Source organism: Stenotrophomonas sp. ZAC14D2_NAIMI4_6 (genome assembly GCF_003086875.1).
Lineage (GTDB): Bacteria > Pseudomonadota > Gammaproteobacteria > Xanthomonadales > Xanthomonadaceae > Stenotrophomonas.
This window is the reverse complement of sequence record NZ_CP025996.1, coordinates 2210852-2226729: the sequence shown is the minus strand read 5'-3', so window position 1 is coordinate 2226729 and position 15878 is coordinate 2210852. Positions and strand designations below refer to the sequence as shown.

General features: G+C 65.2%; 16 protein-coding genes. 7 read left to right on the top strand and 9 right to left on the bottom strand.

The window, feature by feature from the left end:
• Positions 1–108 precede the first annotated feature (108 nt).
• A complete protein-coding gene (locus C1933_RS10260) occupies positions 109–792 on the bottom strand; it encodes a type 1 glutamine amidotransferase domain-containing protein (RefSeq protein WP_108753160.1) in 684 nt (227 codons plus the stop codon).
• A 137-nt stretch (positions 793–929) separates the two neighbouring features.
• On the opposite strand from C1933_RS10260, the gene C1933_RS10255 reads away from it, so the two are divergent.
• The 4 genes from C1933_RS10255 (at position 930) to C1933_RS10240 (ending at position 3292) form a co-directional block, all read left to right on the top strand.
• Positions 930–1511, top strand: coding sequence for a DUF998 domain-containing protein (locus C1933_RS10255; RefSeq protein WP_108753159.1), 582 nt, complete (start codon positions 930–932; stop codon positions 1509–1511).
• Positions 1512–1765: 254 nt separating this feature from the next.
• Positions 1766–2035, top strand: a complete 270-nt coding sequence (locus C1933_RS10250) for a hypothetical protein (RefSeq protein ID WP_108749682.1) — start codon at positions 1766–1768, stop codon at positions 2033–2035.
• Positions 2036–2202: 167 nt separating this feature from the next.
• A complete protein-coding gene (locus tag C1933_RS10245; RefSeq protein WP_108754809.1) occupies positions 2203–2886 on the top strand; it encodes a hypothetical protein in 684 nt (227 codons plus the stop codon).
• Positions 2887–2995: 109 nt separating this feature from the next.
• Positions 2996–3292, top strand: coding sequence for a hypothetical protein (locus C1933_RS10240; protein ID WP_108749681.1), 297 nt, complete (start codon positions 2996–2998; stop codon positions 3290–3292).
• Here C1933_RS10240 and C1933_RS10235 read toward each other — a convergent pair.
• From C1933_RS10235 to C1933_RS10220, 4 genes are read right to left on the bottom strand one after another with little or no spacing between them, the layout of a single operon-like run.
• Entirely contained in the window at positions 3285–3860 is a 576-nt protein-coding gene (locus tag C1933_RS10235) for a GNAT family N-acetyltransferase (RefSeq protein ID WP_108753158.1), read from the bottom strand. The genes C1933_RS10240 and C1933_RS10235 overlap by 8 nt on opposite strands.
• Positions 3861–3864: 4 nt before the next feature.
• Complete coding sequence (locus tag C1933_RS10230) at positions 3865–4398, bottom strand: tail fiber protein (RefSeq protein ID WP_108753157.1); 534 nt, start codon at positions 4396–4398, stop codon at positions 3865–3867.
• Between the two features lie 31 nt (positions 4399–4429).
• The gene (locus C1933_RS10225; RefSeq protein WP_108753156.1) at positions 4430–4960 is read right to left on the bottom strand and encodes a tail fiber protein; all 531 of its coding nucleotides are present in this window, start codon (positions 4958–4960) and stop codon (positions 4430–4432) included.
• A gap of 30 nt (positions 4961–4990) precedes the next feature.
• Positions 4991–5515 (bottom strand): tail fiber protein, encoded by a 525-nt coding sequence (locus tag C1933_RS10220; protein ID WP_108753155.1) that lies wholly within the window; start codon positions 5513–5515, stop codon positions 4991–4993.
• A 297-nt stretch (positions 5516–5812) separates the two neighbouring features.
• Between C1933_RS10220 and C1933_RS10215 the strand changes: the two genes are divergently transcribed.
• A complete protein-coding gene (locus C1933_RS10215) occupies positions 5813–10870 on the top strand; it encodes a putative Ig domain-containing protein (RefSeq protein ID WP_108753154.1) in 5058 nt (1685 codons plus the stop codon).
• A 55-nt stretch (positions 10871–10925) separates the two neighbouring features.
• On the opposite strand, the gene C1933_RS20370 is transcribed toward C1933_RS10215, so the two are convergent.
• Positions 10926–11744 carry an energy transducer TonB gene (locus tag C1933_RS20370; RefSeq protein WP_108754808.1) on the bottom strand — a complete coding sequence of 273 codons (819 nt, stop codon included), beginning with the start codon at positions 11742–11744 and terminating at the stop codon, positions 10926–10928.
• On the opposite strand from C1933_RS20370, the gene C1933_RS10205 reads away from it, so the two are divergent.
• Positions 11653–12303: an NAD(P)-binding oxidoreductase gene (locus C1933_RS10205; protein WP_108753153.1), complete on the top strand. Its 651-nt coding sequence runs from the start codon at positions 11653–11655 to the stop codon at positions 12301–12303. The two genes, C1933_RS20370 and C1933_RS10205, sit on opposite strands and share 92 nt — an antisense overlap.
• 73 nt (positions 12304–12376) lie before the next feature.
• Positions 12377–13120, top strand: a complete 744-nt coding sequence (locus C1933_RS10200) for a hypothetical protein (RefSeq protein ID WP_234414706.1) — start codon at positions 12377–12379, stop codon at positions 13118–13120.
• Positions 13121–13493: 373 nt separating this feature from the next.
• Here C1933_RS10200 and C1933_RS20235 read toward each other — a convergent pair whose 3' ends face one another.
• From C1933_RS20235 to C1933_RS10185, 3 genes are read right to left on the bottom strand one after another with little or no spacing between them, the layout of a single operon-like run.
• On the bottom strand, positions 13494–13934 hold the full coding sequence (locus tag C1933_RS20235) for a hypothetical protein (RefSeq protein ID WP_199911432.1): 441 nt from the start codon (positions 13932–13934) through the stop codon (positions 13494–13496).
• On the bottom strand, positions 13931–15622 hold the full coding sequence (locus C1933_RS10190) for a hypothetical protein (protein ID WP_159093967.1): 1692 nt from the start codon (positions 15620–15622) through the stop codon (positions 13931–13933). Before C1933_RS10190 ends, C1933_RS20235 begins: the two co-directional genes overlap by 4 nt.
• An 11-nt stretch (positions 15623–15633) precedes the next feature.
• Positions 15634–15876: a hypothetical protein gene (locus tag C1933_RS10185; protein ID WP_108753151.1), complete on the bottom strand. Its 243-nt coding sequence runs from the start codon at positions 15874–15876 to the stop codon at positions 15634–15636.
• Positions 15877–15878 lie beyond the last annotated feature (2 nt).

The window sequence follows — 15878 nt, the reverse complement described above, 5'->3', positions numbered from 1 at the left end:
CAGATCCCTTTCCGCCAGGAAAGGGCTCTGACCCCATGGAGGGAAGGCATCCACGCCATGCGTGGATGCTTCCTGACCGTCACGCGTTGCAGTCGAGCAAGCTCGACTCTACCGGGCTTTGCCCAGGCGCAGCAGTTCCTTGGCCACCCATTCGGAACTGGCCGGGTTCTGCCCCGTCACCAGCAGGCCGTCGGTCACGCCATGCGGTGCCCAATCCGCGCCCTTTTCATAGGCAGCACCCAGCGCGATCAGCTCGTCTTCCACCAGGAACGGCACGATATCGGTCAACTCGACCGCCGCTTCCTCGCTGTTGGTGAAGCCCGTCACCTTGCGACCCTTCACCAGGGGCGAACCGTCGGCCGCCTTTACATGGCGCAGCACGCCCGGCGCATGGCAGACGAACCCCACCGGCTTGCCCGCACGCTCGAAGGCTTCGATCAGCGCAATGGATGCCTTCGACTCAGCCAGATCCCACAACGGCCCGTGGCCGCCGGGGTAGAACACCAGGTCGAAATCCTCCTGCTTCACACTGTCCAGCTTCACCGTGCTGGCCAGCGCCTGCTGCGCCTTCGCATCGCCCTTGAAGCGTTCGGTCAGTTCGGTCTGGAACTCGGGCAGGTCGCTCTTCGGGTCCAGCGGTGGCTGGCCACCAGCGGGGGAGGCCAGGGTGATCTGCGCACCGGCATCGCTGAACACGTAGTACGGCGCAGCGAACTCCTCCAGCCAGAAGCCGGTCTTCTTGCCGGTGTCGCCCAGTTGATCATGCGACGTCAGAACCATCAGGACCTTCATGAAGCGCTCCGCAGTGGGGTGGGGCAGCAGTATGCGCGCGACCGGGGATGCTGGGCGTCAACGGTGCGACGCTTTAAACCATCGGCAGGCCCGTTGCACCCAAGCTCATCAGACCTCAACCGGCAGATATCTGGTCCATGCGCACCGTTACCCTGCGGCACCTGTCCCTCGCCCCCCTTCTTGCCATGGGGGTGCTGGCTCTGGCTGGGCTGCTGGTACCGGGTTACAGCATCCTCAGCCAGCACATGAGCGAACTGGGGCTGCTGCAGGGGTGGCCGAGGTGGGTGGAACGGTCGGCCGCCGTCATCAGCGGCGCCGCGATCCTGGTCTTCAGCGTGGCGTTGTTCGCCCATGGCAGCCGCTTCGCCTGCTCCGCGCTTACCTCGTTACTGTTTGCTGCCTGCATGATCAGCAACGGCGTTTTCACTACGGGCAGCCCACTGCACGGGCTCTATGGCATCGGCATGTTCTCGGTGCTAACACCACTGTTGTTCATCAGCGAGTACGGGCAGGCGGGTTCGGCGTGGCTGCGCGTTGCCTCGAGGGCCGTTTCTCTTATCGGCGTGCTGTACCTATGGATGATGGTGTGCGGGTTCGACCCGGCCGCCTACCGTGGGCTGACCCAGCGGCTGGCGGCACTGCCCGCGTTCGCGTGGTACGCGCTGGCGGCAATTGAACTGCGCCGCGCGCATGGTGCCGATGACCGACATGACGGCTGAATAGGGCAGACCTCGCCCCAACGTGCATGAAGGCAGAAGAAAACCGTGTGCGCTTTGGCTACAAGGAACGCTGGCTGCAGCAATAGCGGCCATTACAACCGGCGTTTGAACAGCCTCTGGACCATGAACATTTACACGCCATTTCACATTTCTTCACACCCCCTCCACCTCGTCCAACCGTAGCTGAAAGGCGCTCGGTCAACTGCCTAAAAGGTCGCTATATTCGGGCTTCCCCAGACGAAGGAGGGAGTGCAATGTTCCTGAACCAGCAACACAAGACCCTGGCCCGCACGCTCGGTGTAGCCATCCTCGCCGCCGCCGCTCTCAGTGGTTGCGCCACCTACAAGGACGAATTCGCAACCATCAATTCGCGTCTCGACGCGCTTGATGTGAAGGTGCAGGGCGCAGCCCAGAGCGCCGAGTCGGCCAACCAGTCGGCACAGCAGGCCAACCAGCGCCTGGACCAGATCGAAGGCCGCGTACAGCAGCTTGAATCGGCACCGCGCCGTACCCCGCGCGGGTGATCGCTCCCCCACGCAGTACCCGTACTGTTTGACCCGGGCACCGGTGGCCTTCGCGGGCCACCGGTGCCCACCCCGTAGTACCCGCAGTACACGTAGCAAGGAGTCGTGCCATCCCTATGTTCCCCAACCCTGCAAACCGGCCGCTGCGCGCTGCGCTGGCCATGGCCCTGGCGCTTACCCTTGCCGGCACCGGTGTGGCAAGTGCGAAGAACGGCACGCCACCGGCACCGTCCTCGGCGGTTGATGAACTGCCCGAAGGCCAGAGCGTGTCCGACACGGTGATTGAACTGGCCGGTTGGGTGGTGGCCAGCAAGGACAGCCAAGGCTATCCGTTTGCCATCATGGACAAGGCGGCCGCACAGATCCTGGTGTTTGGTGGCGACGGCAAGCTGCGCGGCGCAGCACCGGCATTGTTCGGCTCGGCCAAGGGTGACCACATCGCCCCCGGAGTAGCGGGCCTGGCCCTGCGCGAGATTCCCGGCCGCGACCGCACCACGCCGGCGGGGCGTTTCATCGGCGGCTTCGGGCCGTCCATCGATGCTGGCCGCGTGCTGTGGGTCGATTACGAATCTGCGGTGTCCATCCATCCCATGCCCAAGGGCACGTCGAAGGAAAAGCGCGCTGAGCGGCTGGCCTCGGCCACTCCGGACGACAACCGCGTGACCCACGGCTGCATCAATGTCTCGCCGATGTTCTACGACGAGGTGGTGAAGTCCACTTTCGAAAAGGGCGGCGTGTTCTACGTGCTGCCGGACAAGGCATCCATCGCCGAAACCTTCCCCGAGTTCGCGCAGAGCCGCGAAAGCGCAGCGCAGAACGGCGAAGGCGCGCGCCAGTCCGCCGGCAAGTAATCGGGCACGCAATCGGGCACGTAGTCCGGTTGGCAGGCGCGCCGTGCGGCGCGCTTGCATCCGGCGCTGGCGCAGCCCACCATGCAGGTCGGCCCTGGGGAACCCTGCAATGGAACTGCTGACGCTCGATCATTTCGCCCGCCACGTCGACCAGACCTTCTCGGCCGTCATCAATGACGGCGAAGTGCCGTTCGTGCTGGTCGAGGCCCGCGCCCTGGATGCGTCGCGGGCGATGCCGGGTGCCGCACGTGCGCCATTCTCGCTGTTGTTCCGTAACGCGTCGGCGTTCCTGTTCCCACAGCAGATCTACCCCATGCGCCATCCGGAAGTAGGCGAGGTGGGTATCTTCCTGGTGCCCATCGCTCGTGAACAGGCCGGGTTCCTTTATCAGGCCGTTTTCAACTGATCTTGCCGGTCTGCTGCGCGCAGGCGCGCTGCCAGCGCATCAGCAGATGCGTGCCTTGCTGCTCGACCCCCACGAACCCAAGACGCTGGTAGAGGCGCAGCGCGGCTGGATTGGCACCGTCCACGTGCAGTTGCATGCCGCATCCACGCAGGCCGGCTTCATGCTGGCTGTGCGCGATCAATGCCGAAGCAACACCGCAACCGCGCTCGGCGGGGAACAGGCTGATGTCCACGATCAGGTCGTGCGAGGCCCCGCACTGCAGGTAGTAGCGCCCGACGGCGGCGCCATCGCGCTCGATGGCCAGAAAGTGCGAGTCGCCGAAGTGGGCCAGATAGTGCTGGTGCTGCAGCGCGAACTGGCTGTCCAGGAACATCCGCTTGGCCGCTTCCGGCCAAGGCACCGGTGCCAGTTCCTCGGCGCGGGTGCTGGCATACAACTCGCGCAGCCACGAAAGATCGCCCGCAACCAGCGGCCGCAGGGTGTGCCCGCGCTGCAGCAGCAGCGCGGGCAGGGTGGGGCAGGCATCGCGGCTTGGCGGAAACGCGGCGAGCGGTGCGGGCGCGGCCATCGGCTCAGCTGAAGCTGGGGAACACGCCCTGCAAGGCGATGCAGAAGTTGGTCGCCAGATAGGGCTGCCGGTTCTCATGGGGCTGCCCGCCACCGGAAGCGCCGATCATTCTTGGGCTGAACTGCGCATTGGCCGTGGCGTTGGTCACAAAGGGCATGCCTGTAGCAGGCACGCCGAGGTAATTGCCCGCCTCGGGCGTCGCATTGCGTTTACTGCTATCGCGCTGGTTGTAGAGCGTCAGCGAATGGCTGTGCGCCGGAACTGTCTGTTGGGTCAGGGCCACAGCATTGGTGCCGAAGGCCTCGCCGATGCTGTGCTGTGTCAGGCCCGGGCCCTGGCCCTGGCTGGTAGCCGCGCGATTGACGAAGTTGGGCAACTTGAATGTGTTTACGCCATCGCCGCCGTAGCGCGTTCCCAGCAGTGAAAACAGAGCAGTGTTCTGTCGGATGGGCAACGTCGTGCCATTGCAGGTGGCCCAGTTCCGCGGGGCGAAGTTGAAGCCGAACAGCTGGATCTCGCCGAAGAAGGGTTCGGTCATGGTGAATTCCTTGTCGGATGCAAAGAGGGGTTCAGCCCTGCGTCGGGAAAACGCCCGCCCAGGCAATGCAGAACTGCACCGTCAGCGTGGGCATCTGGTTCTCGTGCGGTTGATTGCCACCCTGGCTGACAATCACATTGGGGGCCAGTACGGCCGCGTTGGCGCCGGTGATGTCTTTCACGAAGACGCTGTCGCCCGCCACCGTTGCCGGCAGCACGCCGTTTCCTACCGTGCCGGTAGTAGCAAGGGCGGTGGTGGCCATCAGTGGCGGCGCATGCGCAGGCATCTGCACGGGAAGCACCGTGACCTGCTCAGTGCCTGCCATCTGGCCCACCACGTAGCGGCTCAGTCCTGGGCCTTGTCCCTGGTGGATCGGTACCCGGCCGCGCAGATCGGGCACGCCGAAGGTGGTAATGCCATCGCCACCGTAGGTGGTGCCCAGCAGCGTGTACAGCACTTCATATTCGGCGATCGACTTCAGTGACCCATCGCATGTGAACCAACCGTTGGGCACGCGCTGAAAGCCGAACATGCGGATTTCTCCGACGTAAGGGGTACTCATGTGAAGCTCCTTGAGCAGTCGTCGGCGCGGTCAGCTGCGCGAGGGGTAAATGCCCTGAATTGCGATAACGAAATTGATCGCCGTATAGGGCTGCAGGTTCGGGTGGGGCTGGCTGCCTCCCCCTGTGCCAACGCCTTGCAGGGGAACCAACGTGCCGTTGTCCGGGCCGAACAGAAGTCCGCTGTCGTTGCCGTACAGACCGTTGGTGGGGTTGCGTACCGCACCCGCCGCGGTGGTGCCGTAGGCCTGCGCGGTGTGCGCGGGCACTTCGTTGCTGATCAGTGTCACGTTTTCCACGCCAGCCACGAGGCCTTGCTGATACTGCGGTGGATTCCAGCCCGGATCGGCCGACGGTCCGGCGCCGACCGGCGTCCGCGATTGCATGTTGGGCAACGCGAAGTTTGTCGTGCCGTTCCCGCCGTACTGCGTGCCCAGCAGCGAAAACAGGGCCTGGTTCTGTGCAATCGAAAGCAACTGGCCGTTGCAGAGAGCAAAATCTTTGGGTGCAAACGCGAACCCCGTGAGCATTATCTGCCCGAGGAAGACTTCGGTCATGCCTTGATTCCCCCGATAGCGTGATGGCCGGACGTCATGTCCGGGCCGCATTTACTCTCGCTCAGTCAGCATGGGCGGTTCAAGTGAAATTTTTGTGCATGCGCAGCAATATCGAAAGCCGGGCAAGGGGGGCACTTCCCTTTACCCCCGGAATACTGTTTGAATATGGCGCAGCCGTTCTAAAGGGGTGCGGCCCGGGTTGTCGACCTGGCGTCCGCGGACAGGGGTAGGGTCTCGCTGTACCGGCACGGACGCCTGGGAGTGTTCGCGCCTGTGCAGTGCCAACAGGGGCAGAACATGCAACTTTCGTCAGCGCACAGCGTGGGGGCGTCGCGTGCGCGTCCGCATGCCCTGGTTTCATGGTTCGGTTCCTGGCTGGCGATTGCACTGCTGTGCATCTGCAGTCTGTGGCCGCAGGTGGCCGCCGCCGCGCCGTCCACGTTCTGCCCAACGCTGAGCATGTCTGTGGCCCATAGCGGCTCGCAGACCATCGACATCGACCATTGCCACGGCGGTTTTGGTGTTTCTGCAGGTACAGCAACCACTACTCATGGCACCCGCACCGTTGGCCAGCAGACGGTCAATGCGCAGCCGCTCACGTACACCCATAACGGCGACAACGGCACCAGCGATACCTTCGTCATCCAGGATGACTCGGGGGGCGACATCACCGTTACCGTCACCATCGGCCCGGCGGCGGCCATTACCCTGGACGCCAGCCCGGCCGTGAGCCTGCAGGCGGGTACCGCGTTCAGCAGCACCCTCAGCGCCAGCGGTGGCACAGCGCCGTACACCTTTACCCTCGACGCCGGTGCGCTGCCCCCCGGCGTGACCCTGGGCGGCAATACGCTCAGCGGCACCCCCACCCAGCGCGGCGCGTATTCCTTCACCCTGCGCGCAACGGACAATGTCGCGGTCAGTGGCACGCGTGCGTTCAGCGGCACCACCGCCAACCCGGTGCTGAGCCTTGCACCCGCCTCGCCGCCACCGGCCGGGCAGGGCGTGGCCTATTCGGTCAGCTTCACCCCCAGTGGTGGTGTGGCGCCCTACACCCTGGCCCATGAGGCCGCCAGCGGCGTACTGCCCCCGGGTCTGTCACTGAGTGGCAATACGCTCAGTGGCACGCCCACGGCACAAGGCACTTACACCTTCGGCATCCGCGTGACCGACAGCAGCAGCGGCCCCGGCTTCTATGCCGAGGTGGAGACGGTCACGTTGGTGGTGGCGGCGCCGCCCACCATTGTGGTCAACCCGGCCTCGTTGACCGTTGCCGCCATCGGGGTGGCGTACAACCAGACGCTCACCGGCAGTGGCGGTACCGCGCCGTATACCTTTGACCTCAGTGCTGGCACCTTGCCGCCCGGGCTGACCCTCAACACCACGACCGGCGCGGTGAGCGGCACGCCAACGTCGGGAGGCACCTTCAACTTCACCGCACGTGCCACCGATGCCAGCGGCTTCCAGGGCACGCGTGCGTACACGCTCACCGTGAACGTGCCGACGATTGCCGTCGACCCCAGCACGCTGCCCAACGGTACGGTTGGCGCCAGTTACAGCCAGGTCATCACGGCGACAGGGGGAACGCCCACGTACAGCTACGCGGTTACCTCTGGCTCCCTCCCTACCGGACTCAGCCTGGGCTCCAGCGGCACAATGTCGGGCACCCCAACGGCCGGCGGCACGTTCAATTTCACCCTCACCGCCACCGACAGCTCCGGCGGTACCGGTCCGTACACCGGCTCCCGTCCCTATTCGCTGACCATTGCGCCGCCCACCGTCAACCTTCCGGCCACCAGCCTGGCCGATGCGACCCAGAACTCGGCGTACAGTGCATCACTCAACCCCGCCAGCGGTGGTGTGGCGCCCTACACCTATTCAATCTCGGCTGGCGCGTTGCCTGCAGGTGTCACGCTTTCGGCGGGCGGCCAGCTTTCCGGCTCGCCTACCGCGGCAGGCACCTTCAACTTCGCGGTAATCGCAACGGACAGCTCCACCGGCAGCGGACCGTACAACTCTGCACCGCGCGGCTACGTGCTGCAGGTCATCAGCAGCCCGCCGGTGACCAATCCTGTTTCGGCAGCCGTGGCGTACAACAGTGGCGCCAACCCGATCACGCTGAACCTCACCGGCGGCGCCGCCACTTCGGTGGCAATCGGCACCGCGCCCGCACACGGCACGGCCATTGCCAGCGGAACGACAGTGACCTACCAACCCAACGCCGGCTACGCCGGCCCGGACAGCTTCACCTATACCGCCACCAACAGTGCCGGAACGTCTGCACCGGCTACAGTGACGATCACCGTGGGCAACCCGACCATTACCGTCTCGGCCAATAGTCCGTTCAGCGCCACGGTCGGCGCTAGCTACAGCCAGACATTCACCTGGAATGGGGGCGCGGCGCCCTACAGCAACTACACGGTCACGGGCCTGCCGGCCGGGCTGAGCATCACCGGAACGACGGCAAACAGCGTTACGGTCAGCGGCACGCCTGCTGCGGCGGGACCCTTTACGCTCAATGCCAGCGCCACCGACAGCAGCACTGGCAACGGGCCGTTCACTGTTGGCCAGACGTTCTCGCTCACGGTGGCGGCACCCACGCTCAGCATGACGCCCGCGGGGGGCAACCTGCCCATGCCTTACGGCACCGCCAGCACCATCAACTTCGGCACGAGTGGCGGAACCGCGCCTTACAGCTATTCACTGGTTACGGGTTCACTGCCGGTGGGCGTCAGTTTCAGTTCGGCAGGCGTTCTTTCCGGTACCCCGACGATGCCGGGTAGTTACAACGTCACGATCCGTTCGGCGGACTCCACCGTCGGCACCGGTGCGCCGTTCAACGTGCAGCAGAACTACACCATCGTGGTGGGCGTACCGACGATCAGCATTGATCCGGCCACCCTGCCCAACGGCACTGCTGCGCTTGCCTACAGCGCGCAGTTCACTGCCAGCGGTGGCGCCGCACCGTACACCTATGCGCTGCTGGCAGGCGGGCTGCCACAGGGGCTGTCCCTCAGTTCCTCGGGGGCCATGACCGGCATTCCGCGTTCGGATGGCAACTTCAGCATCACTGTTCGTGTGACCGATGGCAACGGGCAGACCGCTGACCGCGTCTACACCTTCTCCGTTGACCCGGCCACCGTGGTCATCGCCCCGGCCACGCTGCCGGGCGGCGTGGTCGCCACGGCTTACTCGCAGAGTCTGACCAGCAGCGGCGGCATTGCGCCGTACACCTACGCAGTGGTTTCCGGCGCACTGCCCCCCGGTCTCGCCTTCAGTTCGGCAGGCGTACTCAGGGGCACCCCCACCACCGCCGGTAGCTACACGTTCGTACTTCGCTCCACCGACGATGTCGGCTACAACGCCAGCCAGAGCTACACCCTGGTCATCAGCGAGGCGTTGCCGGTCGCCACCGACGATACGGCCACCACCCTGGCCCAGCAGGCGGTCACCATTCCGGTCACGGGCAATGACACGGGTGTGATCACGGCGATTGCCGTGGCCGGCGCACCGGTACATGGCACCGCTACCGTCAGCGGCTTGAACGTGGTCTACACCCCAGCGGCCAATTACTTCGGTGCCGACAGTTTCACTTACATCGCCAGCGGACCCGGCGGCAGTTCGGCCGCCGCGACCGTGGCCATTACGGTCAATGCACTGCCGGTGCCGGTGGGTCAGCCGCGCGCAGGCGTGGTCACACTGGCCGGCCAGGCCGTGCTGATCGATGCAGCCGTGGGCGCCAGCGGCGGGCCGTTCACCGGGGTCACCCTGGTGTCCGCACCGGCCACCGGCACCACCACGGTGGACGGCACGACCATCACCTACACACCGCTGGCCACGACGTCCGGCCCGCAGAACATCGTCTACACCTTGAACAACAGCTTCGGTGCGTCGGCGCCCATCACCACCACGGTGACGGTGAACGCGATGCCGGTGGCGGCTTCGCAGCGGCTCACCGCCAATGCGGGCGTGCCGGTCGTGGTGGAACTGACCACCGGCGCGACCGGAGGCCCGTTCACTGCGGCGACACTGGTCTCGCTGTCGCCGGCCAATGCCGGCACCGCGACCATCGCGGCGTCGGGCAGCGGCGCCAGTGCCGGCTACCGCCTGACGTTCACCCCGGCTGCGGCATTCTCGGGCACCGCCACGGCCACCTTCACCCTGGCCAATGCGTTCACCACCTCGGCCCCGGCCACCGTCACCTTCGATGTGATCAGCCGACCGGACCCGACCCAGGATGCCGAAGTGATGGGCTTGCTGGGCGCGCAGACGGCCACCGCGCGTCGCTTCGCCACCACCCAGATCGGCAACTTCCAGCGCCGCATGGAAGGGTTGCATCAGGGTGGGGAGGGCGCACGCTTCGTAAACGGTCTGAGCTTCGGCGTGGACCGCCGCTGCCAGGAAGACGGGTGGCGTACGCCGGGCAGCGACTGCCGTCCGCTCGGCATGCCCGATGACACCGCAGCAGGTGCAGGCGCAACTGCAGGCAACGCAGCGTCGCCGCGCAGCCGTGGCGGCGAAGGCGGCAGCCTGACGCTGTGGACGGGCGGTTCGATCAACAACGGTGACCGCGATGGTCGTTCCGGCAGTGCCGGCTTCGACTTCCAGACCAGCGGCCTCAGCGCCGGTGCCGATACCCGCCTGAGCAGCGATTTCGCCATCGGTGCGGGCATCGGCTACGGCCGCGATACCACCGATGTCGGCCACAACGACACCCGCAGCAAGGGCGAGAGCTACACCCTCGCCGTGTACAGCAGCTACCACCCGGGCGACCACTTCTTCGTGGACACCCTGCTGGGCTACCAGTTGCTGTCATTCGATTCGCGCCGTTACGTGACGGCCAATGGCGCGATGGTGCAGGGCAAGCGGGATGGCAGCCAGTGGCTGGCGTCGCTTTCGGTGGGTGGTGACTACCAGCGCGACCGCCTGTCGCTGACCCCGTATGCGCGCCTGGATCTGGCCCGGGCCACCCTGGATGCCTACACCGAACAGGGCGACCCGATCCATGCGCTGCACTACCAGGACCAGGACGTGGACACCACCACGGCCAGCCTGGGCCTGCACATGGACTACCGCGTACCGGTCAGCGTCGGCACGTTCACGCCGCAGCTGCGGCTGGAATACCAGCATGACTTCCAGGACGACAGTACGGTGATCATGAACTACGCCGATCTGCCGGGCGGGCCGTTCTATCGCAGCGCGATCGATGGCCTGAAGACCAATCGCTTCGTGTTCGGCCTGGGCGCAGTGCTGCAGACCGAGCGTGAGTTCAGCCTGCGGCTGGAGTACCGCGGCCTGTTCGGCAGCAGCAGCGACACCGACCACGGCGTGCAGCTGAACCTGGAAAAGAAGTACTGAGCCGGGCGGGCAGGGCCGAGCGCGCGCTCGGCCCTGCCACGTCGCGAACCTGCCGTCAGTTCAGCACGAAGCGGATCGGTACTTCCTGCGCCGGTTCAGAGGCATCGAATCCTGCGCCGCAGGCAAACGTCCAGCGCTTGCCTGCCGCCAGCGCTGCATCGTCCAACAGCGGTGAACCGCTGCTCTGGGTCACGTAGGCCAGGCGCGCGGTCTTGCCATCGCCCTGCGGTTGCAGCGCCAACAGCACGGTGCCCTGCACGTTGTCGCGGAATGCGGCAGGCGGATAGCGGGGAGGATTGTGCGCCTTGCTGGTCAGGTCCACCTTGCAGTGCTGGGCTGCATAGGAAACCGCCCATTCGGCGGTGCCGCCCTGGTTGCCTTCGCAGCGGTAACGCCACTGTTGTGCGCTACGGCGCACCGGCTCGGCATCGTGCGGGCTCTCAACTTCCACTTCCTTGGGTGTGCCATCGGCGGCCACCTGCACGCGCAGCTTCGCCTCGTGGGCGGGTGCAAGGGCAGTGGCGGGATATTTCAGTTCGGCCACCGCTGCAGGATGGCGAGCCATGGAATCGGCAATCACTTCGCAGCGGGCGGATGCCTGCGCTGCGGCCGGCAACAGACCAGCAATCATCAATGCAAACAGCGGCATATGGCGATGGTACTTTTTCACTCGCGCTTCCTTGTCGGTGATGGATGGGGCAGAGCCCAGCATAGCGGCGATCACGCCTGGTTTCATTCTGGCATTGCACACTACGTGGCGTTTCCTTCGCAGAGAACCTTCAATGAGCCGGATATTCGTGATTGGCGCGGCCGGAAAAGTCGGCCGTGCACTGTTGCAGCAGGCGGCGGCGCGCGGGCACCGCGTGGTGGCCATGCATCGTTCCGCCCAACAGACGCCCGAGCTGTCTGCCTTGGGCGCACAGCCCGTGCAAGGCGACCTGCTGCAGCTGCGGGCCGATGCGCTGGCCACATTGATGCAGGGCAGTGACGTGGTGGTGTTCACCGCCGGCGCAGGCGGCAAGGGCGGCACGGCCATGACCGATGCCATCGACGGGCGCGGCCTGGAACTGGCCGTGGCCGCCGCAACCCTGGCACAGGTCCCGCGCTTCCTGCTGGTGTCGGCGTTCCCCGAAGCCGGTCGCGGCAAGCACCTGTCGGATACGTTCGAAAACTACATGGCGGTGAAGAAGGCGGCGGATGTGCACCTGGCCAGCAGCAGTTTGGACTGGGTGATCCTGCGCCCCGGCACGCTCACTGATGCACCCGGCACGGGACGGGTGCATGCGGGGTTGGCCATTGCCTATGGCGATATCCCGCGTGAGGACGTGGCCGCCGCGCTGCTGGCGCTGGTGGAGCAGCCGCAGGTCAGCCGGCGCATCATTGAGCTGACCGAAGGCCAGACCCCGGTGTTCGAGGCCGTGCATCGTCTGTAGCGTCGAGCTTGCTCGACGGAACCACCCGCACACCCACCTGCGCTAGCATGCAGCTTCAAGCAAGGAGCACAGCATGGGCGATGCAATGGACACCCAGTATCTGGACGCCACACCAGCTCCTGCGCACGCGCCCGATGAAGGCCTGACCTTCCACGCACTCTACCGCCGCGTGCAGGGGCTGACGGGTCAGAGCATCTACCCCAAGCCGGGCGCTGTTGAGCGCTGGTCGGTGAGGGTGGGTGCGGGTGCCGCACTGTTGGGGCTGACCACCGGGCTGCTGCTGGACCGCTGGGTGCCTGCCAACGTACTGCTGCCGTTGCTGCTGGCGTGCCTGGCGGTGGAGGTCGGTGGCTTTGTCATCAGCGGTGTACTGATGGCGCGCAGGGAATACCGGCAGTACATCCAGCCCAGACTCTCGCACGCCAAGGAAATGGATAATGAGTTCGGGCATTGGCAGGCCGCTGTCGCCGAGCTCCAGCGCTTTCCGCGGCATGAGCGCGAACAACGCCTGCGTTTCGTCAGCGTGCTCCGCGCCAGCATGGGCGAGCGCATGGGCCTGCTCTATGGCGGCCTGCAGAGGCTGGGCCCGTTTCCGCTGCTGATTGCGCTCTACGTACAGTACCGGAGCTGGAAGGCTAATGGCTGGCAAGGCGTGTTCGACGTGGGCTGGCCAGGCGGCATCCTGATCTTCACCATGGTGCTGCTGTACATCATCGGCTGGATGCTGATCATCCAGCGCGCCCGCCTGGACACCTACGTGAACCTGCTGGAAGCCTCGTTGCACCATGAACCCGTAGCGTCGAGCTTGCTCGACTGACGCCATGGCAACCGCGATGCGTACCCTGGCCGTATGTGTGTTCCTATTATCGCAGTCCGGATGCGCAACATTCGGAGGCGATCTGATCGTACGCGTTTCTGGGCATCTGCCAGCGGCTCATGCAGCGGACGACGGCCGACCATGCGAATTGACCATACTGGGCGCATCTGACGTAGCCATTGCATCGAAACCGGTCAGCAGTCGCTTCTCGGTTCCCATGATGGTTGTTGCCGGGCCGGAGCCCAAGCAGTACCACTTCACCGTCCAATGCCCGGACGGAACAATGTTCGAATCGAAGTCGGTACAGATCAGTAGCCGGCGATCCGACGCCAGGGACATCGACCTGGGCCAACTTCACAAACGGTAGGTAGGATCAGGCGCCGGAATCGCTTGCGGCTCGGAACATCCGCGCCGTCGTTGCTGCGTAGGCCCGCGCCTGCGGCACCCTGATCTTCTTCAGGTAGCCAGGCAGGTCGGCAGCGTTGCGACGATGGATTAGATACTCGATCAGGTGACCGATCGGCGTATGCAGATTGGCCGGCTCGTTGACGATATTGTCCGGGCCGCCATCGGGCTCAGTGAATGCCGCGAGTTTCTGCCCGATGTACTGGAACGTCTGCAAGCGCTCGGCACCCATCAGATCCCGCAACGCAGTGGCTGTGGTACCGGCGTGCCCGAGCCACGTTTCATGCAGGCTGACAATGACAGGTTCTGCAGGCGCATCGAGATCGAAAGGTTGGCTCGGCAGATTCGCAGCCAGAGCTCGTACATAGTCGCGGTAGTCCTCAGAGGTCAACAGGTCGACAAGGGTCACTCGCCACCCCGCGCCGCAAGACGGTCCCAGATGCGCCCGGCACGCTGCTGCGCCGTAGTCACATTGATCACCGCCTGCACACCCAACCGGTCACGCAACTGCTGCAGGTACAGGCTGCGCGGCGCCACCACCTGTCCCATGGACTGCACGATGCCCGCAGGTTCTTCGGGCGGGAACTTGCCGGGCGCGATCGCACCCATCTGTGCCACGCTCCAGTTCATTGCGAACGGCGGTGCCTGTACCACGTAGATATCGTGCTCGGTGTTCCAGAACATCTGCTGTGCGCCCGCCCAGCCATGCCCGCTGCCGCTGTATCGGCGATTCTGCGCGCGCAGCATGTAGCCCTTGGTGTTGTCGTACAGCACGCCGGTAGACCAACGATGGTGCGGACCGCTGTCATTGCTGTCATCGGTGGCCAGGCAATCCAGAAACACGTTGGGGCCCGATGTGCGTGCGCCGATGACGAATGTATGCCGGCCGCCGCGGTTGTAGCAACGCTGGGTCAGGTTGAATGCCGCGTTGCCTTCGTACAGAAAAACATAGCGGCGTGCACCCTGGGTTTCACCGAAGCGGGGATCCAGGTAGGCGATGTCCTGCAGTGTGTTGAAATGTGCACCGTTGCGTGTAACGAAGCCGTGCGAGACATAGCGCACGGTCACATCGCGAACCCATGAATCGTGCACTCCGCCCAAGCGCACAGCGGTAAATGGGCCGATGTCTGGCGTGCCGTTCTCTGTATCGGTTGCCGGGTTGCCTTCCAGTCGCAGGTCTTCGATACCGACCTGGGCGATGCGGTCGGGGTGCGTGCGATAGACGTGGCCACCCCCGAAGCGCGCCTCGATGGCATCCACGATCGGGGCATCCAGGGTGATTGTGTCGTGGTCCAGAGCGGTGACAACCCGTTCGCTGTACACGCTGTAGTCACTGGCCGTCCATCGGTAGCGGGCGGTGTCGATGCCTTCAGGGCCCAGCCAACGCTCGTTGGGCTCACGGGCGATGGCCACGGTGTCTCCCACGCGATAGCCGGCCGTGGATTTCACCGTGATACGCATCGCCCCAACAGGTACATAATCCATGGTGATCGCTGTGCGGCGTTCATCCTGGGCAGGGCGGGGGACCTTGGGCTCGCTGTCACCCACGTCGATGATCTTTCCTTGCCGCTCTCGAACGTCAGAGCGCAGGACCGTGCCGTCGGCGCCCCGGCCTTCCCCGCGCAGCACCACGCCGCTGGTGCGAAGGGTCAACGTCCGACTGAGGCGGTAGTGTCCGCGCCGCAGCAGCACCGCACCGCGGAGGCCGCGGTTGTCTGCGGCTTGCGTGGCGACTGCATCAATGGCCGCCTGGATGCGCGGATAGTCATCGCCCTCCGCTGCGGGCTCGAGCGTCTGCAGCACGGGAATACTGCCGCGCTCGGGCAGGGCCACGCCGCCACCTTGATAACCTGCGCGGGAGAAGTCCGGCACGATGTTGCGAGGCTGCTTCGCACCACGTTCGGCGTACAGGGCATAGCGCAGTACCCCGTTGCGGCCGAGGCTGACCAACGGCGCATCTGGGTCGCCGTTGATGGGGTGGGTAATAGGCCCAGCGGACAGGGCCGGCTCGGCCGCCAAACCAATAGGCGCGCCGCAGCAGGGCAGGGCTACGAGCAGCAGCATAACTACGCGGCGGCGCGACCAGAGAGCAGTCATGTGTGCGATGCCTACTTCCCCCACCGCCATCCAGGCGGCGCACCTTTCAGCCAGCACACCAGCACCAGTACCAGCGAGACGGCCCACGTGTACAGCATGAATGCCAGGGGTCGACTGAAGGGCGAAAACAGGAACGGACCCGCCACCAGCAGTACGAAGGCCGCGCCGTAGACCACCCAGCCTTGCCACGCGCAGGGCCAGCCCCAGCCCCAGCCATAGCGCTTCGGGGTAAACCAGTAGTTCTTCTCGGCCATAT